Annotated in this window: 21 protein-coding genes and 1 riboswitch; of the genes, 9 read left to right on the forward strand and 12 right to left on the reverse strand. The window is 73.5% G+C overall.

The features are described 5' to 3' along the window. Window positions 1-187: 187 nt before the first annotated feature. Complete coding sequence (locus HBO46_RS03815) at window positions 188-781, forward strand: hypothetical protein (protein ID WP_207949895.1); 594 nt, start codon at window positions 188-190, stop codon at window positions 779-781. Then, window positions 778-1,575, forward strand: a complete 798-nt coding sequence (locus HBO46_RS03820) for a glycosyltransferase (RefSeq protein ID WP_166136586.1) — start codon at window positions 778-780, stop codon at window positions 1,573-1,575. Before HBO46_RS03815 ends, HBO46_RS03820 begins: the two co-directional genes overlap by 4 nt. Here HBO46_RS03820 and HBO46_RS03825 read toward each other — a convergent pair. The 8 genes from HBO46_RS03825 to HBO46_RS03860 form a co-directional block, all read right to left on the reverse strand. Then, window positions 1,538-2,416 (reverse strand): prenyltransferase, encoded by an 879-nt coding sequence (locus HBO46_RS03825; protein WP_166136583.1) that lies wholly within the window; start codon window positions 2,414-2,416, stop codon window positions 1,538-1,540. The genes HBO46_RS03820 and HBO46_RS03825 overlap by 38 nt on opposite strands. Beyond that, window positions 2,413-2,748, reverse strand: a complete 336-nt coding sequence (locus tag HBO46_RS03830; RefSeq protein ID WP_166136581.1) for a lycopene cyclase domain-containing protein — start codon at window positions 2,746-2,748, stop codon at window positions 2,413-2,415. Before HBO46_RS03830 ends, HBO46_RS03825 begins: the two co-directional genes overlap by 4 nt. Beyond that, the gene (locus HBO46_RS03835; RefSeq protein ID WP_166136578.1) at window positions 2,745-3,095 is read right to left on the reverse strand and encodes a lycopene cyclase domain-containing protein; all 351 of its coding nucleotides are present in this window, start codon (window positions 3,093-3,095) and stop codon (window positions 2,745-2,747) included. The genes HBO46_RS03830 and HBO46_RS03835 overlap by 4 nt, the downstream gene beginning before the upstream one ends. Continuing rightward, window positions 3,092-4,705 carry a phytoene desaturase family protein gene (gene crtI / locus HBO46_RS03840; RefSeq protein WP_166136575.1) on the reverse strand — a complete coding sequence of 538 codons (1,614 nt, stop codon included), beginning with the start codon at window positions 4,703-4,705 and terminating at the stop codon, window positions 3,092-3,094. The genes HBO46_RS03835 and crtI overlap by 4 nt, the downstream gene beginning before the upstream one ends. Continuing rightward, the gene (locus HBO46_RS03845; protein WP_166136572.1) at window positions 4,702-5,604 is read right to left on the reverse strand and encodes a phytoene/squalene synthase family protein; all 903 of its coding nucleotides are present in this window, start codon (window positions 5,602-5,604) and stop codon (window positions 4,702-4,704) included. The genes crtI and HBO46_RS03845 overlap by 4 nt, the downstream gene beginning before the upstream one ends. After that, complete coding sequence (locus HBO46_RS03850) at window positions 5,601-6,635, reverse strand: polyprenyl synthetase family protein (protein WP_166136569.1); 1,035 nt, start codon at window positions 6,633-6,635, stop codon at window positions 5,601-5,603. Before HBO46_RS03850 ends, HBO46_RS03845 begins: the two co-directional genes overlap by 4 nt. Further along, window positions 6,632-7,174: an isopentenyl-diphosphate Delta-isomerase gene (gene idi, locus HBO46_RS03855; RefSeq protein WP_166137731.1), complete on the reverse strand. Its 543-nt coding sequence runs from the start codon at window positions 7,172-7,174 to the stop codon at window positions 6,632-6,634. The genes HBO46_RS03850 and idi overlap by 4 nt, the downstream gene beginning before the upstream one ends. A gap of 244 nt (window positions 7,175-7,418) precedes the next feature. Beyond that, a complete protein-coding gene (locus HBO46_RS03860) occupies window positions 7,419-8,180 on the reverse strand; it encodes a VOC family protein (RefSeq protein WP_166136566.1) in 762 nt (253 codons plus the stop codon). Window positions 8,181-8,318: 138 nt separating this feature from the next. Here HBO46_RS03860 and HBO46_RS03865 point away from each other — a divergent pair, with 138 nt between their 5' ends. Continuing rightward, window positions 8,319-9,875, forward strand: coding sequence for an MFS transporter (locus HBO46_RS03865; RefSeq protein WP_166136563.1), 1,557 nt, complete (start codon window positions 8,319-8,321; stop codon window positions 9,873-9,875). A 2-nt stretch (window positions 9,876-9,877) separates the two neighbouring features. Here the strand turns inward: HBO46_RS03865 and ku are convergent, their stop codons facing one another. From ku to HBO46_RS03885, 4 genes are read right to left on the reverse strand one after another with little or no spacing between them, the layout of a single operon-like run. Continuing rightward, window positions 9,878-10,846 carry a non-homologous end joining protein Ku gene (ku, locus tag HBO46_RS03870; RefSeq protein ID WP_166136561.1) on the reverse strand — a complete coding sequence of 323 codons (969 nt, stop codon included), beginning with the start codon at window positions 10,844-10,846 and terminating at the stop codon, window positions 9,878-9,880. A gap of 19 nt (window positions 10,847-10,865) precedes the next feature. After that, a complete protein-coding gene (locus HBO46_RS03875) occupies window positions 10,866-11,837 on the reverse strand; it encodes an SDR family oxidoreductase (protein ID WP_166136558.1) in 972 nt (323 codons plus the stop codon). Continuing rightward, window positions 11,834-12,781 (reverse strand): bile acid:sodium symporter family protein, encoded by a 948-nt coding sequence (locus HBO46_RS03880; RefSeq protein ID WP_166136556.1) that lies wholly within the window; start codon window positions 12,779-12,781, stop codon window positions 11,834-11,836. The genes HBO46_RS03875 and HBO46_RS03880 overlap by 4 nt, the downstream gene beginning before the upstream one ends. Continuing rightward, window positions 12,778-14,094, reverse strand: coding sequence for a flavin-containing monooxygenase (locus HBO46_RS03885; protein ID WP_207949896.1), 1,317 nt, complete (start codon window positions 14,092-14,094; stop codon window positions 12,778-12,780). The genes HBO46_RS03880 and HBO46_RS03885 overlap by 4 nt, the downstream gene beginning before the upstream one ends. Before the next feature lie 115 nt (window positions 14,095-14,209). Here HBO46_RS03885 and ligD (HBO46_RS03890) point away from each other — a divergent pair, with 115 nt between their 5' ends. From ligD (HBO46_RS03890) to HBO46_RS03915, 6 genes are all read left to right on the forward strand, one after another. After that, window positions 14,210-15,148, forward strand: coding sequence for a non-homologous end-joining DNA ligase (ligD, locus tag HBO46_RS03890; RefSeq protein ID WP_166136553.1), 939 nt, complete (start codon window positions 14,210-14,212; stop codon window positions 15,146-15,148). Beyond that, window positions 15,145-16,056 carry a non-homologous end-joining DNA ligase gene (gene ligD / locus HBO46_RS03895; RefSeq protein ID WP_166136550.1) on the forward strand — a complete coding sequence of 304 codons (912 nt, stop codon included), beginning with the start codon at window positions 15,145-15,147 and terminating at the stop codon, window positions 16,054-16,056. The genes ligD (HBO46_RS03890) and ligD (HBO46_RS03895) overlap by 4 nt, the downstream gene beginning before the upstream one ends. Window positions 16,057-16,211: 155 nt before the next feature. Further along, complete coding sequence (locus tag HBO46_RS03900) at window positions 16,212-16,712, forward strand: hypothetical protein (protein ID WP_166136547.1); 501 nt, start codon at window positions 16,212-16,214, stop codon at window positions 16,710-16,712. A 48-nt stretch (window positions 16,713-16,760) separates the two neighbouring features. Then, a complete protein-coding gene (locus HBO46_RS03905; protein WP_166136544.1) occupies window positions 16,761-17,456 on the forward strand; it encodes a response regulator transcription factor in 696 nt (231 codons plus the stop codon). A gap of 40 nt (window positions 17,457-17,496) precedes the next feature. Then, a complete protein-coding gene (locus tag HBO46_RS03910; RefSeq protein WP_166136541.1) occupies window positions 17,497-18,435 on the forward strand; it encodes an oxygenase MpaB family protein in 939 nt (312 codons plus the stop codon). A gap of 177 nt (window positions 18,436-18,612) precedes the next feature. Next, window positions 18,613-18,741: riboswitch (cyclic di-AMP (ydaO/yuaA leader) on the forward strand. Window positions 18,742-18,747: 6 nt separating this feature from the next. Then, on the forward strand, window positions 18,748-19,347 hold the full coding sequence (locus HBO46_RS03915; protein WP_166136538.1) for a C40 family peptidase: 600 nt from the start codon (window positions 18,748-18,750) through the stop codon (window positions 19,345-19,347). The last annotated feature ends 1 nt before the right edge of the window (window position 19,348 follow it).

Consider the following 19,348-nt stretch of genomic DNA (forward strand, 5'->3'; position numbering starts at 1 on the left):
GCCTCATTCTACTCGAACGCACGTTCGAGAACAAGAGGTTCTCCACTGCGGCCTCGACAGGCTTGCCCAACGGGGGCGCCGGCCGTGGTCTCGACGAACTCGACCAGCGGGCTGCGCCCGACCAACAGCTCCGCCCACGACCCCCGCGGGTGGGCTCGGTGTCTCCCGACGTGGGTACCTTGGCGCGGTGACGACGACTGCGGAGCCCGACGCTGTGTCCGCGCCACGCTGGGTGGTGGGGGACCTGCTGCGCGCGGTCGCGCTGGTGAGCGTGGTGGCGGGCGCGAGTGGATGGGGCTTCGTGGGCTTCGCGCTGTTCATGCTGGTGCTGGGCGGCACGATGATCCCGCGCGCCCTCGGCACGCCGACGTCCCTCGACGTCACCTACTCCTCGGTGCTGCTGCTGGGCGCGTGGGCGGCGGTCCTCGACCTCTACCTGCGCTTCGCCTGGCTGGACACCGTCGTGCACGCCGCGGCGACCGGGCTCATCGCCGTGGTCGCGTACGTCGTGATGGTGCGGGTCGCGATGCTGCCCGTCGAGGTGTCGCGCGCAGGCCGGGTCGTGGTGGCGACCGGCGTGGGCACCGCGCTCGCGCTCGTGTGGGAGGTACTGGAGTGGGCCGGCCATCTCCTGGCCGACGACCGGATCCAGGTCGGCTACGAGGACACCCTCGGCGACCTGGTCTCCGGCCTGGTGGGCGCCGCCGTCGCCGGCGCCGTCCTGCTGAGCGACACCCTCGTGCGTGACGCCGCCGGGCCACGAGCAGGATCTCGGCCATGAGAAGACCCCCGGCGCGGCCGCACCCGCGCCACCCCAGCGTGTCGGTGGTCATCCCCGCCCGCGACGACGCCGCCGCCCTCGAGCGCTGCCTGACGTTGCTGGCCCGTCAGAGCGTCGCGGCGTACGAGGTGATCGTGGTCGACAACGCCTCCACCGACGAGACCGCGGAGGTCGCCGGCCGCCACGGCGCCCGGGTGGTGCACGAGGCGACGCCCGGCATCCCGCAGGCGGCCGCGACCGGGTACGACGCGGCGCGCGGCGACGTCATCGCCCGGCTGGACGCCGACTCACGGCCCGGGCGGACCTGGGTCTCGCGGATCGGGCGCCGGATGGCCGACCCCCGCCTGGACGCGGCGACCGGGACCGGCAGGTTCTACGACCTGCCCCCGCTGCTCGGCCGCCCGGTGGCGCTGGTCTACCTCGGGGCCTACTACGCGCTGTGCCACCTCGCGCTCGGCCACACCGCGCTGTGGGGCTCCAGCATGGCGCTGCGCCGCTCGGCCTGGGAGCGCGTGCGCGACCGCGTGCACCGCGACGACGCCGAGCTGCACGACGACCTCGACCTCGCCTTCGTGCTCGGCCCGCACGCCCGCATCCGCCTCGACCCCAGCCTCGACGTGGGCGTCTCCGCGCGCTCGCTGCACGGCCTCGCCCAGCTGCGCCGCCGCCTGGACCGCGCCGTCCGCACGCTGCGCGTCAACTGGGCCGACCAGCCGCCGTGGCTGCGTTGGCGCGACCGGTTCGACCGCGACCGGGCTACCAGCCGATCGTCATCCACAAGAACAGCTGCGTGACGAGGAACCCGCTCAGGAAGTTCAGCCACAGGAACCGGCGCCACCCGGCGTTCGCGCGCTCGCACTCCGCGTCGCTCAGGCGCACGTACGGCGCGACGTTGGCGACGTAGGGCAGCACCAGCAGCGCCGACAGGGAGGCCGGCCACGGCAGGGTGAGCAGCAGCAGCCCGGCCACGACGTAGCAGCCGAGCGCGAACCAGGTGGTCGTCGAGGCACCCATGACGGTCCCGACCGAGCCGATCCCGCCGGCCCGGTCGGCCTCGATGTCCTGCACCGCACCGAAGGCGTGCGAGCCCATGCCCCACAGGAAGAACCCGGCCAGCGCCGCGAACGAGGTCGCGTCGAGCGAGGCCCCGCTGATCGCCAGCCCGAAGACGGCAGGGGAGACGAAGTGGGTGCTCGAGGTGATCGAGTCCAGGAACGGGCGCTCCTTGAACCGCAGCCCCGGCGCGGAGTAGGCGACCACCGCGAACACGCTCACCGCCAGCACCGCGGTCGAGGCGAGGTCGCCGAGCGCGACCAGCGCCACCACGAACGGCAGGTTCGAGAGCACCGCCGCCCAGATCGTGCGCCGGTGCACGCCGCGGTCGAGCACGACCCCCTCGACCCCGCCCTTGCGCGGGTTGCGGATGTCGGACTCATAGTCGAAGACGTCGTTCACCCCGTACATCAGCAGGTTGTACGGCACCAGGAACCACAGCGTCCCCAGCACCAGGACCCACCACTCGGCGGCGCCGTCGGGGCGCCCGCCGGCGAGCAGGTACGCCGCGGCGAACGGGTAGGCGGTGTTGATCCAGCTCAGCGGTCGTGACGACGCGAGGACCTGGCCCCAGGCGCTCACCGAGCAGGCCGATCGGACCGATCGGGCCGGTCGAGCACCCGGTCCACCAGCAGCGCGAGCGCGGGCAGGCCGGCGACGGCCGCCACCGGCCAGGCGAAGTCCTCGATCGGGGCGAGGCCGATCTTGAGCCCGGAGATCTGGTCGTCGACGTAGCCGAACAGGTCCACCGCGATCATCAGGTTGTCGAAGACGGCGGTCAGCACCATCAGCGCGGCCAGGGTGAGGCCGGTCGCGGCCCACCAGCGCCGGTCCGGACGTCCCACGACCGCAGCGACGGCGAGCACCGCGAGGGTCACCGCGACGAACGCGGAGGAGACGAGCACGTAGGTCATCGCAGCGCCTCCCGCTGCCCGCGGTCCCCGCTGCTCAGGGAGCCCAGCAGCATCCGGAACAACCCGTGCAGCACCATCGTCACGTAGCACAGGAACACGATGAAGAAGAGCTCCTCCAGCGGCAGCTCGGGAGCCACCTCGATACCGGTCATGGCCTCCGACTCGCCGCGGTGGTAGATCTCCAGGCCGATCGCCACCAGGTCCCAGGCGAGGAAGTAGACCAGCCCGACCGCGAGCAGCACGAGCGCGCGACGGGGCCGGTCGAAGACGAACAGCTTCCAGCGGTGGTCGACCAGGCCCATGCAGAACCCCGAGACGATGATCGACGCCAGGTACGCCAGGCTCATGCGCCCCGTCCTGCGCCCGCGACCAGCGACGGCCCGGGGGAGGTGTCTCCCCGCAGCCGCTTGAGCACCAGCTCGGCGCTGATCAGGCACATGGGCAGACCGACGCCGGGGCGGGTGGCGTAGCCGGCGTACACCAGGCCCTCCACCTTGCGCGAGACGTTGGCGGCGCGGAAGAACGCGCTCTGCTTGAGGGTGTGGCCGGGGCCGAGCATTCCGCCGCTCCAGGAGTTGAGGTCGGCCGCGAAGTCGGCCGGCCCGATCGTACGGCGAACCTCGACCCGCGAGGCGAGGTCCGACACGCCGGCCCAGGAGCCGATCTCGGCGATCGCGGCATCGACGGCCTTCTCGACCCCCGGGTCGCCGGCGCCGTCGAGGCCACCGCGACCGATGCCGGTGTCGGCCGGCACGGGGATCAGCACGAAGAGGTTCTCCTTGCCCGCGGGCGCCACGCTCGGGTCGGTCGCGGAGGGCCGGCACACGTAGAGCGACGCCGGGTCCGGGACCTGCCGGGCGGAGCCGAAGATGTCGTCGAAGTTGCGCCGCCAGTCACGGGTGAAGAACAGCGAGTGGTGGGCGAGCTCGGGCAGCTCGCCGTCGACGCCCAGCAGCGCGAGCACGCCGCCCGGCCCCGGGTCACGGCGGCGCCACCACGACTCGGGGAAGGTCTGCAGGTCGCGCGGCAGCAGCCGGGTCTCCAGGTGGTGCAGGTCGGCGGCGCCCACGACCAGGTCGGCGTCCAGGTCGTGCCGCGCGCCGTCGGCATCGACGTAGCGGACCCCCTCGACCCGGGCCGAGCGCCCGCTGCGGGTGGTGCGGACCGCCTCGACGGTGCACCCGGTGCGCAGCCGGGCGCCGCGCGCGGCGGCCAGCCGCGCGATCGCGTCGATGATCGTGGTGAACCCGCCCTGCGGGTAGCGCACGCCGTCGGCGAGGTCCATCCAGCTCATCAGGTGGTACATGCTGGGCGCGCGCTCGGGGGAGGTGCCGAGGAAGACCGCCGGGTAGCCGAGCACCTGGCGCAGCCGCTCGTCGTCGAAGCGGGCCCCGACGTGGGACTCCAGCGACCGGGTCAGCAGCGAGGAGAGTCGCGGTCCGTTGCGCAGCACCTCGGCGTTGAGCATGGTGGTGGGGGAGTCGAAGCTGGTGTAGAGGAAGCGCTGCACCGCCAGCTCGTAGACATGCTGGGCGGAGTCGAGGTACGCCGACAGCGCGGCCCCGCCGCCCGGCTCGACAGACTCGAAGAGCGCCTCGTTGGCCGCCCGCTCGCGGCGCAGGTCGAGGGGCTGCTCGCGGCCCTCGAAGAAGACCCGGTAGCCCGGGTCGAGGGTGACGAGGTCGAGCTGCTCGGCCGTGGAGGTGCCGAGCAGCTCGAAGAAGTGGTCGAAGACCTCGGGCATCAGGTACCACGACGGGCCGGTGTCGAAGCGGTAGCCGTCGACCTCCCAGCGACCCGCGCGGCCGCCGACGACGTCCTGGCGCTCGAGCAGGTCGACCGACCAGCCCTCGTGGGCCAGCAGGGCGGCCGTGGCCAGCCCGCTGATCCCGCCGCCGATGACGACGGCGGTGCCGGGCGGGGTGGCGGTGGCGGCGCCGCGGTGCGCGGCCCTCATCGGGGGCCCCGCAGCAGGCAGCGGGCGGCGATGCGGGCCTTGACCGGCCCGGGGACCCGCACCCGGCGGGCGCGGATCTCACTTGCCGGCGTACGCCGCAGCCGGGCGGCGAGCTCGGCGAAGAGCCCGTGGGCGACGCTGACGGCGCGCCGGCTGCTGGGCGGCAGGTCGGGGATCACCGCCGCGGCGGCCGCGAGGTCGGCGTCGATGTCGTCGAGCAGCCGGTCGCGGGTCGCATCGTCGAGCCGCGCCGGGTCCACGCCGGGGAAGTAGCTGCGTCCCAGCAACCCGTCGTCGGTGGCCAGGTCGCGCAGGAAGTTGACCTTCTGGAAGGCCGCGCCGAGGCGCTGGGCGCCGCCGGCCAGCGCGTCGTACGCCGTGTCGGGCTCGGGCTCCTCGGCGAGGAACGCGCGCAGGCACATCAGCCCGATCACCTCGGCCGAGCCGTAGACGTAGCGATCGAAGCTCGCCTGGTCGTGCTCGGCGCGGAACAGGTCGGTGCGCATCGAGGCGAAGAACGGGTCGATGAGGTCGTGGCCGATGCCGCACCGGCGGGCGGTGCGGGCGAAGGCGTGGACGACCAGGTTGCTGCTGTGTCCGCGCACCAGGGCCACGCGGACCTCGGCCTCCAGCTCGTCGAGGACGTGGGCCTGCTGGGCGCGGGTGGAGTCGGGGCGCGGTGCGTCGACGACCTCGTCGGCGACCCGGACCAGCGCATAGACGTTGCGCACCTGGGTGCGGACCGGCTCGGCGAGCAGCCGGCTGGCGAGGCCGAAGGAGCTGGAGTAGCGCTCGATCACCAGCGCCGCACTGGCCTCGGCGACCTGGTCGTAGAGCAGGTGGGGGCCGTCGGGGGGCGGCTCGGCGCTCGGCTCGGGGCGGGGCTCGACGGCGCTCATGCGGTGCCCCGGCCGATCCGGGCGGCGAGGTCGCGCACCCAGTCCAGCAGGTCCGGTGGGACGTCCAGCCCGGCGGTGCAGGCCACGGCGGCGTCGACATGCGCGGCGACCAGGTCGGTGACGAAGGCCCGCGAGCCACCGGCCTCGAGCGCGTCGCGCACCCGGGCGGCGTCGTCGGGGCCGAGCGCGGCGTCACCGAGGTGGCGCTGCACCTGCGGCCAGGCGGCGGTGGAGCGGGCGTGCACGACCAGCGGGGTGCGCTTGCCCTCGCGCAGGTCGCCGAGGTTGCTCTTGCCGGTCTCGCGCGGGTCGCCGAAGACCCCGAGCAGGTCGTCGAGGAGCTGGAAGGCGACACCGAGCCGGCGCCCGACCTCGCCCAGGCCGTCGATGACGGCCGGGTCGGCGCCGGCCAGCACGGCGCCTGCCTGCATGGGCAGCTGGAAGGAGTAGACGGCCGTCTTGTGCTCGGCCACGGCGAGGACCTCCGCCAGCGTGGGCTCGGCCAGGCCGAGGGAGTGCCGGACGTCGGCGAGCTCGCCGGCGGCGGAGACCCGGATCGCGTGGTCGAGCAGGTCGAGCAGCCGGCGTACGACGGCGGGCTCGAGCGGGGCCGTGGCCACCGCCCGCAGCGACCCGGCCAGGGCGAGGTCGCCGGTGAGGACCGCGCCGGCGACCGCATAGGTCGCGGCCGCCTCGGGGGAGGCGCCGGCGTCGGTCGCCTCGCGGCGGAAGGACCCCGGCGTGCTCGCGCGCCCGCGGCGTACGTCGTCGCCGTCGATGACGTCGTCGTGGACCACGAACGCGGTGTGCAGCAGCTCCACGGCCTCGGCGACCTGGGGCACCGCGGCGCCGGCGACGCCACCGAGCAGGTCGTGGACCGCGTGGACCAGCCGCGGGCGGAAGCGCTTGCCGCCGCGGCCGGCGTCGAACAGGGCGGCCGCCAGCAGCGCGGTCCCGGGGGGCGGGTCGAGCGGGTCCGGTGCGACGCGACGCTCGAGGGTCGTGGCGCCGGTCGTCCGCTTGCCGGTCATCGGGGCACCGCCGAGGCCCAGCCGGCCGCGTCCAGCCGCGGCACCTGGAGCGCGAGCCAGGGGCTGAGCGCCCACGGCGCGGCGTCGAGTGCCGCGCGCAGCTCGGTGTCGCTGATCCAACGGGTCTCCTCGACCTCGGCGGGGTTCGGAGCGGGAGTGCCGGAGGTGCGCGCCGTCCACACCGGACAGATCTCGTTCTCGACGAGCCCGCTGGCATCGACCGCGCGGTAGCGGAAGTCCGGCACGACCTGCTCGAGGTCGACGACCTCCAGCCCGAGCTCGTGGGCGGCGTAGCGGTGGATCGTGTCGGTCAGCTCCTCGCCGGGGCGCTGATGGCCGCAGAAGGAGTTGGTCCACACGCCGGGCCAGGTGCGCTTGGTGACCGCGCGGCGGGTGAGCAGCAGCCGGCCCGCGTCGTCGCGGACGTAGCAGGAGAACGCCAGGTGCAGGGGGGTGTCCTCGGTGTGCACGGTGGCGCGGGGCGCGGTCCCGCAGGGCGCGCCGTCGTCGTCGACGAGGACGACGAGGTCCTCGACCATCCCCGGCTCGGGCTCCGCGGCCGCCTCGTTGGGTCGCTCCACCGGCGCTTCCTCCCGCTCGTGTCACCTGTTGTGTCGCCCGGCGAGGTGCGTCCTGCGCCGGTCTTCCAGGTTCGGAGCCGTGCGGGAACTTGGATTGGTCGGGTCGCAGGTGGTCTGGACAGCTGCACCACACCGGTCTCCCGGAGGCCGCGTGACGCAAGTGACGCTACCGCTCAGCGCGCCCGCGCGCGAGGGGCGCGGCTCAGCCGCGCAACGGCCCCAGGATCGTCAGCGCCGCGCCGGCGGGGTCGGCGATCGCGCACATGCGTCCGTACGGCGTGTCCTGGGGCGCGGTGAGGACGCGGCCGCCGAGCTCGGTGGTCCGGGCGGCGGCCGTGTCGGCGTCGGGGACCTGCAGGTAGACCCGCCATCCCGGGTCCTGGTCCTCGGCGGTGGCGTCCATGATCCCTACCCGGGCCTCCTGGCTCCTGCCGACGGTGGCGTAGCGGAAGTCCTCGGTGTCGCTCACGGTGTGCAGGTCCCAGTCGAAGGTGTCGCGGTAGAAGTCCGAGGAGTCCGGGTAGCGGGCGGTGGCCAGCTCGAACCAGGCCGGCGCGCCGTCCTCGGAGATCGCCGAGAACCCCGGGTGCGACAGCGGCTGCCACACGCCGATGCCGTGGCCCTGGGGGTCGGTGAGGAAGCCCATGTGCCCGGCGTCGCCGACCTGCATCGGGCCCGCCTCCACCGTCGCGCCGTGGGCGGTCGCCCGCTCCAGCGTCGCCGCGAGGTCGTCGCTGTGCAGGTAGACCGACCAGGCGGCCGGGCCCATCGAGCCCCCGGCGTTGTCCATGCAGCCGGCCACCGGCAGGCCGTCGTGGAAGAACATGAAGTAGCCGTCGAACTCCTCGCTGGCCTCACCGGCGCGCCACCCGAGGATCTCGCCGTAGAAGCGGCGGGCCTGGTCGGTGTCGGAGGTGAACAGCTCGATCCAGCTGGGCTCGCCGGCGGTCGGGGTGGTGTGCATCGTGGGCTCCTGGGGACGGGGGATGCTGCCTCTACGGACCCGCGCCGGGGCGCTGACTCATCGCCCGGCTGGGATACTTCGTCCCGGCGCCCCCAGCCCGCCCAGACCCCCCCAGACCCACCGACGCCAGGACCTCCGTTGCCCCAGAGCCCGCCGACCGCACCCGCCACCGCGACGGCCGAGGTGTCCACGGCCCGCCGCTGGGCCTCCCTCGCGGTGCTCTCGGCCAGCCTGCTCGTGGTCACGATGGACCTCACGATCCTCAACGTGGCGCTGCCCGACCTCGCCGCCGACCTGCGCCCGTCGGCCACGGAGCAGCTGTGGATCGTCGACGTCTACTCCCTGGCGCTCGCCGGGCTGCTGATCTCGATGAGCGCCCTGGCCGATCGGTGGGGACGCCGGCTGGTGCTGCTCGCCGGCTTCGCGGTGTTCGGCGGAGCGTCCGCCGCGGTGCTGCTGGTCGACAGCCCGGCGGAGGTGATCGCCGCGCGGGCGCTGCTCGGCGTCGGCGGCGCGATGATCATGCCGACCACGCTGTCGCTGCTGCGCTCGATCTTCACCGACCCGGGGGAGCGGGCGACCGCGCTGGGCGTGTGGGCGGGGGTCTCCGCGATCGGGGCGGCCGTCGGCCCGATCGTCGGCGGCGCCCTGCTGGAGCACTTCTCCTGGCACGCGGCGTTCCTGGTCAACGTCCCGCTGATGCTCGGCGCGATCCTCGCGGGGGCGCTCATCCTGCCCGAGGCCCGCGACCCGCACCCGGGTCCGTGGGACCTGGTGGCCACGCTGCTCTCGGTCGGCGGCATGGTCGGGCTGGTCTGGGCGGTCAAGCGGTTCGCCGAGGAGACCAGCCTGCTCGACCCGCTGGGCTGGATGGTCCTGGCGGCCGCGCTCGCGCTGCTCGTCGCGTTCGTACGACGCTGCCTGCGCGCCGAGTCGCCGCTGTTCGACGTACGCCTGTTCGCCGGGCGCTCCTTCACCGCCGGTGTCGTCGCGGCGCTGGCCGCGATGTTCGCGATGGCGGCCCTGCTGCTCCTGCTGGCCCAGTGGCTCCAGCTGGTCGAGGGGCACTCGCCGCTCGCCGCCGGCGTCCACCTGCTGCCGATCGCCGGCGGTGGGCTGGTCGCCTCGCTGCTGGCACCCGCGCTCGCCAAGCGGATCGGGGCCCGGCTGGTGCTGTCCGGCGGGCTCGCGGTGGCCGGCCTCGGAGCGGTCGCCCTCGGCGTCGTCCCGGGCGACCTCACCTACCTCACGGCGGCGCTCTCGATGGCGCTGGTGGGGGCGGGTGCCGGGTCGCTGGCGATCGCCTCGGCGATGATCATGGCCGGCTCCCCGCCCGAGCGCGCCGGCAGCGCCGCCGCCGCCGAGGAGACCGCCTACGACCTCGGCACGGTCCTCGGCGTCGCGGTGCTCGGCAGCCTCGCCGCGGTGGTCTACCGGTCCCGCCTCGACACCGCGGACCTCCGGGCGGCCGGGTTGCCGGCCGACCTGGAGGCGCAGGCCGAGGACTCCCTCGGCGGCGCGGTCGCCGTGGCCGACGCCGCGGACCTGCCCGGGCTCGCGACCCGGGCCGCCGAGGCGTTCACCGACTCGCTGGCCACGACCGGGGTGATCGGCGGCCTGGTGATGCTCGCGGTCGCGGTCGTCGTCTACCGCACCGCCCCCGCCGACCTCGACATCACCGTCCAGCAGCACTGACCTCAGCTGGCCTTGCGGGTGGCCTTCTTCGTCGTCTTCTTGGCGGCCGTCTTGCTCGCCGTCTTGGCAGCGGGCTTCGCCGCCTTCTTCGCGGGGCTCTTCTTCGTCGCGGCGGTCTTCTTGGCGGGGGCCTTGCGCGTCGTCTTCTTCTCCGGCTCCCCAGCGTCCTCGTCGCCCGCCTCGTCCTCAGCCTCTTCGCCGCGGCCCTTCTTCGCGGCGTCGACCGAGCGCTGCAGGGCGGCCAGCAGGTCGACCACCTCGCCGGAGGACTTGGTCGAGGTGGGCGTGCGCCGCACCTCGCCGCCCTCGACCTTCGCCTTGACCAGGGCCTCGACCGCCTCGGCGTAGTCGTCCTCGTAGTCGGCGGGGTCGAAGTCGCCGGCCAGCGTCTCGACGAGCATCGTGGCCATCTTGACCTCGGCGGGCTTGGCCTCGCCGCCGTTGACGTTGAAGTCGGGGGTGCGGACCTCGTCGGGCCACATCATCGTCTGCAGGACGATCACGTCGGCGCGCACCCGCAGCACCGCCACGGACGTGCGCTGGCGCAGCGCGACGGTCACCACCGCCATCCGGTCGGCCTCGAGCAGGGCCTGGCGCAGCAGGGCGTACGGCTTCGCCCCCGACTTCTCCGGCTCCAGGTAGTAGGACTTCTCGAACAGCATCGGATCGATCTGCTCGCTCGGCACGAACTTCTCCACCGAGATCTCCCGCGAGGAGGTCGAGGGCAGCTCGGCGAGATCGGCGTCGTCGAGGACGACCATCTCGCCGTCCTCGGTCTCGTAGCCCTTGGCGATGTCGGCGTAGGGCACCTCCTCGCCGTCGATGGAGCAGGTCCGCTGGTAGCGGATCCGCCCGCCGTCCTTGGCATGGACCTGCCGGAACGACACGTCGTGGGACTCCGTGGCGGCGTACAACTTCACCGGCACGCTGACCAGGCCGAAGGAGACCGCGCCCTTCCAGATCGCTCGCATGCGTCCTCAGTATCCGCACTCAGCCCGATCGACGCATCCGCCACGCCTCGAACGCCTCGGCCGAGGTGCGCGAGGGGACGTAGCCGAAGACCTCCTTGAGGCGGCCGTTGGCCAGCACCGGGCGGTAGCGCAGGAACCGCGTCTGCTCCGGGCCGTACGCCGTGAGCCCGAGGCGGCGCCCGACGGTGAGGGCGGCGCGGATCAGCGGCTCGGGCACGGCCAGCACCGGGCGCCCGAGCCGCGCGGCGATCTCGTCGATGCTCAGCGCCCCGTCGCCGGCGACGTTGAAGATGCCGGTGACCGGGCCGGTGACGGCGCGCTCGATGATCGCCACGACGTCGGTGTCCCAGATGAACACGAAGGGCGAGTCCGAGCCGCGGATCTTCAGCAGCCGGCGCTTCTCGAAGAGCGCGGTGATCTGGTTGTCGACGCGCTCGCCGAGGATCGTGCCGATGCGCAGCACCACCTGCTCGAGCTCGGGGTGGGTCTCGCGCAGGTCGGCGAGCATCTCCTCGACCTGGCGCTTGTGGTCGCTGTAGGCGAACTCCACGTTGCCGCGCACCGGGTCGTCCTCGGTGAGCCAGCCGCCGTGGGCCGCGCCGTTGTCGGGGTGGTAGCCGTACGCCGCGCCGCTGGAGGAGACCACGACGCGGCGTACCCCCGCGGCGAGGCAGGCGTCGAGCACGTGGCGCGCGCCGTCGACGTCCACGGCCCGCTCCCGCTCGCGCGAGGAGTCCTTGCCCGGGGTCACGATCGAGGCGAGGTGCACCACGACGTCGGGGGAGGCCTCCTTGACACCGGCGAGCACCCCGGCGCCGTCGGTCACGTCGAGGACCACGTGGTCGACGCCGGGGACCGGGGCGGCGGGCAGCCGCAGGTCGGCGCTGGTGACCCGGTGCCCGGCCTCGGCCAGGCCGCGCACGACCGAGGAGCCGAGGAAGCCGCTGCCGCCGGTGACCAGCACCGAGAGGGGAGTGGTCGGGGTGCTCATGCGGCCTCCAGCTCGCTCGTACGACGGGTGCTGCGGGTGCGCCACCACTGGGCGACGGCGAGCCCGGCGATGATGTCCCAGATGCCCCACCAGGCGGCGACCAGCGCCATCCCGCCGAGGCCGTCGAAGTAGGTGAACACCAGCAGCAGCCCGAGCCCGGCGTTGCGGATGCCGACCTCGAAGGTCATCGCCTGGGTGCTGGGCAGTGGCAGCCGGGTGGCCCGGGCGATGCCGTAGCCCAGCAGCAGCGCGAGCGCGTCGTGGAGGAACACCGCGAGCAGCACGATGCCGATGTAGTCCACGAAGATGCCCCAGTTGTTGGTGACCCCGATGAGGATCACGCCGCCGAGGGCGAGGAACGACAGCGGCCCGATGATCCGGTGCCCCACCGCGGCGACGCGCGGCCAGAGCCGGGCGATGGTGATGCCGGCGACGAACGGGACGCCGATCACGAACGAGATCTCGGTGAGCATGTCGAGCGCGGAGAGGTCGATGTCGCGCAGCAGCGCGTCGCCGGTGGGGTGCAGCGAGCCCCAGAACGCCATGTTGATCGGCATCAGGAAGATCGCCAGCACGTTGCCGATCGCGGTCATCGACACCGACAGCGCGACGTCGCCGCCGGCGCGGTGGGTGAGGATGTTGGAGACGTTGCCGGGCGGGCAGCAGGCGACCAGGATCATGCCGAGCGCCACCGAGCCGCGCACGTCGAGCAGCAGCGTGAGCGCGAAGGTGAGGGCCGGCAGCAGCAGGAACTGCGCGACCACGCCGATCGCGATCACCACGGGCCGGCGTACGGCGGCCGCGAAGTCGGAGAGCCGGGTGTCCAGGGCGATGCCGAAGAGGATCGCGCCGATCACGATCTTCAGCGTCGTCAGCGACCCCTCCTCGAAGGCGATCCGGATGTTGTCCACGTCGGTGGCCAGCACCGTGAGGGTCGGGTTCATGCGCGCGCTCCCCATGACTCGACCAGCGACTCGGTCTCGGCGCGCACCGCGGAGCGGTAGGCGTCCTTGTTGACGTAGTAGGCCATCCGCTCCAGCCCGAGGTAGCGGTAGCCGCCGGACAGGTCGGGGCGCGGGCCGGCGGCCCGGGCGTCGAGCGCCGCCGCGGCCGCCGGGTCCTCGCGGCGCGCCCTCAGGTACGCCGCGACCAGCTCGGCCTGCTCGTAGCGGCCCTGCCAGCCGATGCCGGAGGCCTCGATCATGCCGAGCACGAACAGGTCGGGGTGGGCGGGGGAGAAGATGTTGAGGTAGAGGTCCGGCGCGGTGCCGGGCCCGGCCCAGCGCAGCAGCGCGGGGTCCAGGAACGGGTAGTGCAGCCGGTAGCCGGTCGCCAGCACCACCAGGTCGTACGCCGCGCGCGAGCCGTCCTTGAAGCACACCCCGTCGCCGTCGAGGCGCGCCACGTCGGGGCGCACGGTGATGTCGCCGTGGCCGAGGTGGTGCAGCACCAGGGAGTTCACCACCGGGTGCGACTCATAGATCTTGTGGTCGGGGCGAGGGAGCCCGAAGCGCACCGGGTCGCCGGTGAACAGCTTGAGCAGCCGGGAGTCGATCGCCTGCTTGAGCCGCGGCGGCAGCGGGCGGCCCTGGTTGAGGGTGTCGGAGGGGCGGCCCAGGACGTACTTCGGGACGAAGTGGTAGCCGCGGCGCACCGAGAGGTCGACTGAGGCGGCGTGGTGCACCGCGTCCACGGCGATGTCGCAGCCGGAGTTGCCGGCGCCGATCACCAGCACCCGCTTGCCGGCGAAGACCTGGGCGCGCTTGTAGGCGCTGGTGTGCAGCAGCTCGCCGTCGAAGCTGCCGGGCAGGGTCGGGACGTTCGGCTCGCTGAGGGTGCCGTTGGCGACCAGCACGCCGGCGTGGTGGACCTCCCGCTCGCCCTCGGGGCCGGTGCTGGTGACCACCAGGCCGCCGTCGGGGTGCGGGGTGACGGCGGTGACCTCGGTGTGGAAGCGGAAGCCGCGGGTGAGGTCGAAGTGGTCGGCGAAGTCGCGGAAGTAGGCGAGCAGCTCGCGGTGCGAGGGGTAGTCGGCCACCTCGGCGCGCATCGGGAACTCGCGGAACTCGGTGGTGCGCTTGGAGGAGATCAGGTGCGCGGACTCATAGACCGTGCTGCGCGGGGCGTCGATGTCCCACAGCCCGCCGACGCCCGGGCCGAGCTCGTAGCCCTCCCACGCCAGCCCCTGGCGCTGCAGGTTGCGCGCGCCGGCCAGGCCGCTGGGTCCGGCGCCGATCACGGCGTAGGTCTGCTCCACGTGTCCCCCTTCGAGAGTGCCCGGGTGGGCCGGATCATTCTCATCTAAGTCAGTCGATTTAGGGCAATTCGCGACGCGGGCTCAGGGTGCTGGGGCGATACGTCAAGATGACCGCATGCGCCCGATGCTCGCCACGAAGACCGACCGGGTCCCGACCGGGGACGCATGGTCGCACGAGGTGAAGTGGGACGGGGTGCGAATCCTGGCCGATCTCGGGAGTGGTGCGGACGGGCCGCGGCTGACCAGCCGCAACGACAACGACGTCACCATCGCCTGGCCCGACGTCGTGGGCAACGGTCCGGAGGCGGGGCGGGACCTGCTCGTGGACGGCGAGATCATCGCCCTCAACGAGCAGGGGCTGCCGGACTTCCGGGTGCTCCAGGACCGCATGCACGTGCGCCGCGCGACCAGCGCCGCGCGCTTGGCCACCAGCATCCCGGCGACCTTCATGGTCTTCGACCTGCTCCGCCTCGACGGCCGCGAGCTCGTCGACGAGCCGCTCGAGCGGCGCCGCGAGCTGCTCGCCGGGCTCGCCGAGGCGGGCGACCTCGGCTCCTGGCAGGCGCCCGCGTCGTACGACGACGGCGCGATGCTCCACGAGGCGACGCTCGCCCAGGGCCTCGAGGGCGTGGTGAGCAAGCGCCGCGACTCCCGCTACGTCTTCGGCCAGCGCAGCCCGCACTGGCGCAAGCTGGCTCACCGCCACCGGCACTCCTACGTGGTCGGCGGCTGGCGCCCGCAGGAGGGCACCAGCGACCGGCTCGCCGCGCTCCTGGTGGGGGAGCCGAGCGAGGAGGGGCTGCTCTATCGGGGCCGGGTCGGCAGCGGCATCGGGGCCAAGGTGGGCCGCCAGCTCGCCGAGTTGCTCGCCGGGCACGCCCGCACCGACAGCCCCTTCGACGACGAGGTGCCGCGCATCGACGCCCGCGGCACCGTCTGGGTCGACCCGGTGCTCGTCGTCGACGTCGACACCCACCACACCTCGCGTGCCCAGCGGCTGCGCCAGCCGTCGTACCAAGGGGTGCGCAGTGACCTGTCCCCGGAGGACCTGTGAGCCCCGCACGCGACCGGCAGGAGGTGCGCGTCGAGGTCGACGGGCGCACGCTGACCATCAGCAGCCTCGACAAGGTGCTCTACCCGCGCACCGGCACCACCAAGGGGGAGGTGCTGCACTACTACGCCCAGATCGCGCCGGTGCTCTTGCCGCACCTCGCCGACCGCGCGGTCACCCGGATCCGGTGGCCGCACGGCGTGCAGGACGGCAGCTTCTTCGAGAAGAACACCCCGCCCGGCACCCCGTCGTGGGTGCGCACCGTCAAGGTGCCGACCACCGGCTCGCGCGGCAGCTCGCGACACGGCGACACGCTCGTCTTCCCGGTCGCGGGCGACCTGGCCACGCTCACCTGGCTGGTCAACCTGGCCGCGCTGGAGCTGCACGTGCACCAGTGGAGGGTCGGGCGCAACGGGCGCCCGCGCAACGCCGACCGCCTCGTCATCGACCTCGACCCCGGCGAGCCGGCCGGGCTGCACGAGTGCTGCCAGGTCGCGCTGCTGGTGCGCGAGCACCTCGAGGACCGGGGGCTGGAGGGTCGGCCGGTCACCAGCGGCAGCAAGGGCCTGCACCTGTACGCCGACCTGCCGCGCCGGCTGCCCTCGGAGGACGCCACCGCGCTGGCCAAGGAGATCGCCGAGGAGCTCCAGCGCGCCCACCCCGACCGGGTGACCGCGACGATGACCAAGTCGCGCCGTGGCGGCAAGGTGTTCCTCGACTGGTCGCAGAACGCCGGCTCCAAGACCACCATCTCGCCGTACTCGCTGCGCGGGAAGGAGCGGCCGACGGTGGCGACGCCGGTGACCTGGGAGGAGGTCGAGGCCGGCGCCGAGGACCCCGAGGGCCTGGGCCAGTTCCTGTTCGGCGAGGTGCTCGAGCGGGTCGCGGAGCACGGCGACCTGTTCGGCTGACCTGTCGATCCGAGGCGCGACGGGCCGGCCGCCGCGCGGCGGCCGGCGATGTTACCGCCCCGTAGGGGACGCGTGGTGTCGGCGTGGGGCGCAGGAGAGAGGGGCGCTCCTAGCGTGGGCACGCCACGCAGCCACCGACCCGGAAGGACCGCCCGATGGCGCCGACGTCCCGCAGGAGCAGCTCCTCGCGACGGGTGCTGGTGGTCGCCGCGGCGCTGGGTGGGGCGGCGCTGGTGGTCCTCGGCCTCGGCGGGCCGGGCGTGACGGTCGGGGCCGCCGACGGGGTGCGCCTGGAGCCGGTCGCCGACACCCGACACGCGACGCTGGTGGTGAGCGAGCTGGAGCCGGGGGAGCAGGTCACCCGCGACCTGACCATCGCCAACGACACCTCGCAGCCAGCGCGGCTGACCCTCGTCGAGCACGGCGAGGAGACGCCCTTCGGCGCGGAGCCGCTCGAGGTCTCGATCTCCCAGGACGGGCGTCAGGTGTACGCCGGCCCGCTCGGGGGTCTCGGTGACTACGCCCAGGACCTCGGGCTGCTGCCGGGCGGGGGCGACACCACCCTCACCTTCACCGTGGCCCGCGACCACGCGGCGGGGGAGGGGCCGACCGAGGACGTGGAGATCGCCTACACGTGGGCGACGAGTCCGGCCTGAGTCTGCAACATCGAGTTTCCGGGGGACGCCGGGCCCTATGCTTCGGCCATGGCCCCGCGCGTTCTCGTCGTCGAAGACGAAGAGGACATCGCCTATCCGCTCGTCCGCACGCTCGAGCGTGAGGGGTACGTCGTGGAGTGGGTCGACACCGGTCTCCGGGCGCTGGAGATCCTGGCCTCCGATCCCTCCGACGTGCTGCTGCTCGACCTCGGCCTGCCCGACCTCGACGGGCTCGAGGTCTGCCGCAAGTCCCGCGAGGCGGGGTACCTCGGGGCGATCCTGATCCTCACCGCCCGGGCCAGCGAGATGGACCGCGTGGTCGGGCTCGACTACGGCGCCGACGACTACCTCGCCAAGCCGTTCGCCCTGGCCGAGCTGCACGCCCGCATCCGGGCGCTGCTGCGCCGTACCGCCGGCACCGGCTTCGGGACCGAGGACAGCGGGCAGGGCGCGCTGCGCGTGGACGTCGCGGCCCGGCGGGTCTACGCCGGCACCGAGGAGGTGGCGCTGACCGGCAAGGAGTTCGACGTCTTGTCGATCCTGGCCGCCAACCGCGACAAGGTGGTCTCCCGCGGCCGGCTGATGGCCGACGTGTGGGACGAGAACTGGTACGGCTCGACCAAGACCCTCGACGTCACGATCGGCCGGCTGCGCCAGAAGCTCGAGAGCGTCGGCGTCACCGACAAGGTGGTCGCGGTCCGCGGCGTCGGCTTCCGCCTCGAGGGCGCGCGCCCGCCGCTCTGAGCCGTTCCCCTGCCGCCCGAGCTGCTCTAGGTTGGCCGGCATGGCTGGCCCGACCGAGACGAGCGGCGGCATCCGGATCCGCGGCACCCGCTTCGGCGGCGTCGCGCGCACGCACTGGCGCCGTACCAACGACGCGATGGACCCCGAGACGCAGTACGTCGAGATCTATCGCAACGTCGCGATGCAGGAGTTCCCCTGGGACATGAACCAGGCGCTGAGCTTCGCGCTGTTCCGCACCTACGCGGTGCCCGGGATCGGCCGGCTGCTCGACCGCACCGGGGAGTTCACGGGCAACACCCAGAAGCGCTACGACGACACGGCGCTGCTGCTCGAGGTGCCGTTCGGCCGCGGCTTCGAGGACCCCGAGGCGCGCGCGGCGATCCGGCGGATCAACCAGATGCACCGCTCCTACGACATCCCCGACCACGAGATGCGCTACGTGCTCAGCACCTTCGTGGTGGTCCCGAAGCGCTGGCTCGACGACTACGGCAAGCGGCCGCTGAGCGACGTGGAGCTGCGCGCGTCGGTGAACTACTACCGCGAGCTCGGCCGGCACCTGGCGATCCCCGACATCCCGGACAGCTACGACGGGTTCGCGCGCCTGATGGACACCTACGAGGCCGAGCACTTCGCCTTCGACGAGGGCGGGCGCCGCGTCGCCGACGCCACGCTCGCGCTGCTGCTCACCTTCCACCCCTCGGTCGCCTCCCGGGCGGTCGAGGTGTTCAGCCGCTCGCTGATGGACCAGCCGCTGCGCGAGGCGTTCGGCTACGACGCCCCCGCGCCCCGGGTCGAGGCGCTCTCGCGCGGCCTGCTGCGCGCCCGCGGCGTACTCCTGCGGGCGTTCCCGGTGCGCCGCGACCCCAAGCGGATCGCCGACCTGCCCTGGATCCGCAGCTACCCCGACGGCTTCCGCGTCGCCGACCTCGGCACCTTCCCCGCCCAGACCCCCACCCCAGGCTGCCCCGTCCCGCACTGACCCCCTCGCCGAGCCGGCCCTCGTGGTTGCGTGAGTCGGGGCTGGTGGTTGCGCTGAACTGGACCTCGCCCCCCGTCGGACGTACCGTCGATGCCTTGACCTGAGCCCAGGTCGCCGACGCAGCGGTACGCCGAGTCCTGCCCGCCGCCTGCGCCGGAAGTCGGACGGTGCGCGCGCCGCCGGGGCAGGAGTGGGGGACCCACCTCTCCACGCGGTCCACGGACCGCTCGGGGCGAAGCCACCCGCGGGTGGCCGGGCACCTTCCAAGCCCGAGCCCGACAGCTCACCTCACAGGCGTGGGAAGGACAGCCCATGCACTCGACCACCCCCACCACCGGTCCCACCACCGCGGAACCCCGCCGCATGACCGGCCCGCTGCGCCACGCCGTACGACTCGCGGCCCGCGTCGTCGGCGCCGGCGCCCTCGCCGTCACCCTGCTCGGGGTCGCGCCGACCCCGCCCGCCGAGGCCGCCTCCGGCGTGACCCTGCAGGCTGTGGCGCCCGCCGCCAGCAAGAAGCCCGCCGCGCGCAAGAAGCAGGAGCGTCGCATCGGCAAGGCGATCTCCGTCGCGCGCAACCAGATCGGCGACCGCTACCGCTACGGCGCCACCGGGCCCGACGCCTTCGACTGCTCCGGGCTGACCAGCTATGCCTTCCGCAAGGCGGGCATCAAGGGGATCCCGCGGACCTCCTCGGCGCAGGCCGGCTGGGCCAAGCGGATCTCGCGCTCGAAGATGCGCCGCGGCGACCTGGTCTTCTTCCACAACGGCGGCCGCGTCTACCACGTCGGCATCTTCACCGGCGTCAAGGACGGCAAGCGCCGCATCATCCACGCGCCGTCGACCGGCAAGCGCGTGCAGGCGGCGAAGATCTGGACCGACTCCTGGTTCGCGGGCACCGCGCGCCGCTGAC

Source organism: Nocardioides ochotonae, from assembly GCF_011420305.2.
GTDB lineage: Bacteria > Actinomycetota > Actinomycetes > Propionibacteriales > Nocardioidaceae > Nocardioides > Nocardioides ochotonae.

Coding starts and splice junctions, on each gene's coding strand:
- HBO46_RS03905 (WP_166136544.1), top strand. CDS start 16,761: ATGGCCCCGCGCGTTCTCGTCGTCGAAGACGAAGAGGACATCGCCTAT.
- HBO46_RS03845 (WP_166136572.1), bottom strand. CDS start 5,604: ATGAGCGCCGTCGAGCCCCGCCCCGAGCCGAGCGCCGAGCCGCCCCCC.
- crtI (WP_166136575.1), bottom strand. CDS start 4,705: ATGAGGGCCGCGCACCGCGGCGCCGCCACCGCCACCCCGCCCGGCACC.
- HBO46_RS03900 (WP_166136547.1), top strand. CDS start 16,212: ATGGCGCCGACGTCCCGCAGGAGCAGCTCCTCGCGACGGGTGCTGGTG.
- HBO46_RS03820 (WP_166136586.1), top strand. CDS start 778: ATGAGAAGACCCCCGGCGCGGCCGCACCCGCGCCACCCCAGCGTGTCG.
- idi (WP_166137731.1), bottom strand. CDS start 7,174: ATGGTCGAGGACCTCGTCGTCCTCGTCGACGACGACGGCGCGCCCTGC.
- HBO46_RS03915 (WP_166136538.1), top strand. CDS start 18,748: ATGCACTCGACCACCCCCACCACCGGTCCCACCACCGCGGAACCCCGC.
- HBO46_RS03880 (WP_166136556.1), bottom strand. CDS start 12,781: ATGAACCCGACCCTCACGGTGCTGGCCACCGACGTGGACAACATCCGG.
- HBO46_RS03850 (WP_166136569.1), bottom strand. CDS start 6,635: ATGACCGGCAAGCGGACGACCGGCGCCACGACCCTCGAGCGTCGCGTC.
- HBO46_RS03835 (WP_166136578.1), bottom strand. CDS start 3,095: ATGAGCCTGGCGTACCTGGCGTCGATCATCGTCTCGGGGTTCTGCATG.
- HBO46_RS03830 (WP_166136581.1), bottom strand. CDS start 2,748: ATGACCTACGTGCTCGTCTCCTCCGCGTTCGTCGCGGTGACCCTCGCG.
- HBO46_RS03910 (WP_166136541.1), top strand. CDS start 17,497: ATGGCTGGCCCGACCGAGACGAGCGGCGGCATCCGGATCCGCGGCACC.
- ku (WP_166136561.1), bottom strand. CDS start 10,846: ATGCGAGCGATCTGGAAGGGCGCGGTCTCCTTCGGCCTGGTCAGCGTG.
- ligD (WP_166136553.1), top strand. CDS start 14,210: ATGCGCCCGATGCTCGCCACGAAGACCGACCGGGTCCCGACCGGGGAC.
- HBO46_RS03875 (WP_166136558.1), bottom strand. CDS start 11,837: ATGAGCACCCCGACCACTCCCCTCTCGGTGCTGGTCACCGGCGGCAGC.
- HBO46_RS03860 (WP_166136566.1), bottom strand. CDS start 8,180: ATGCACACCACCCCGACCGCCGGCGAGCCCAGCTGGATCGAGCTGTTC.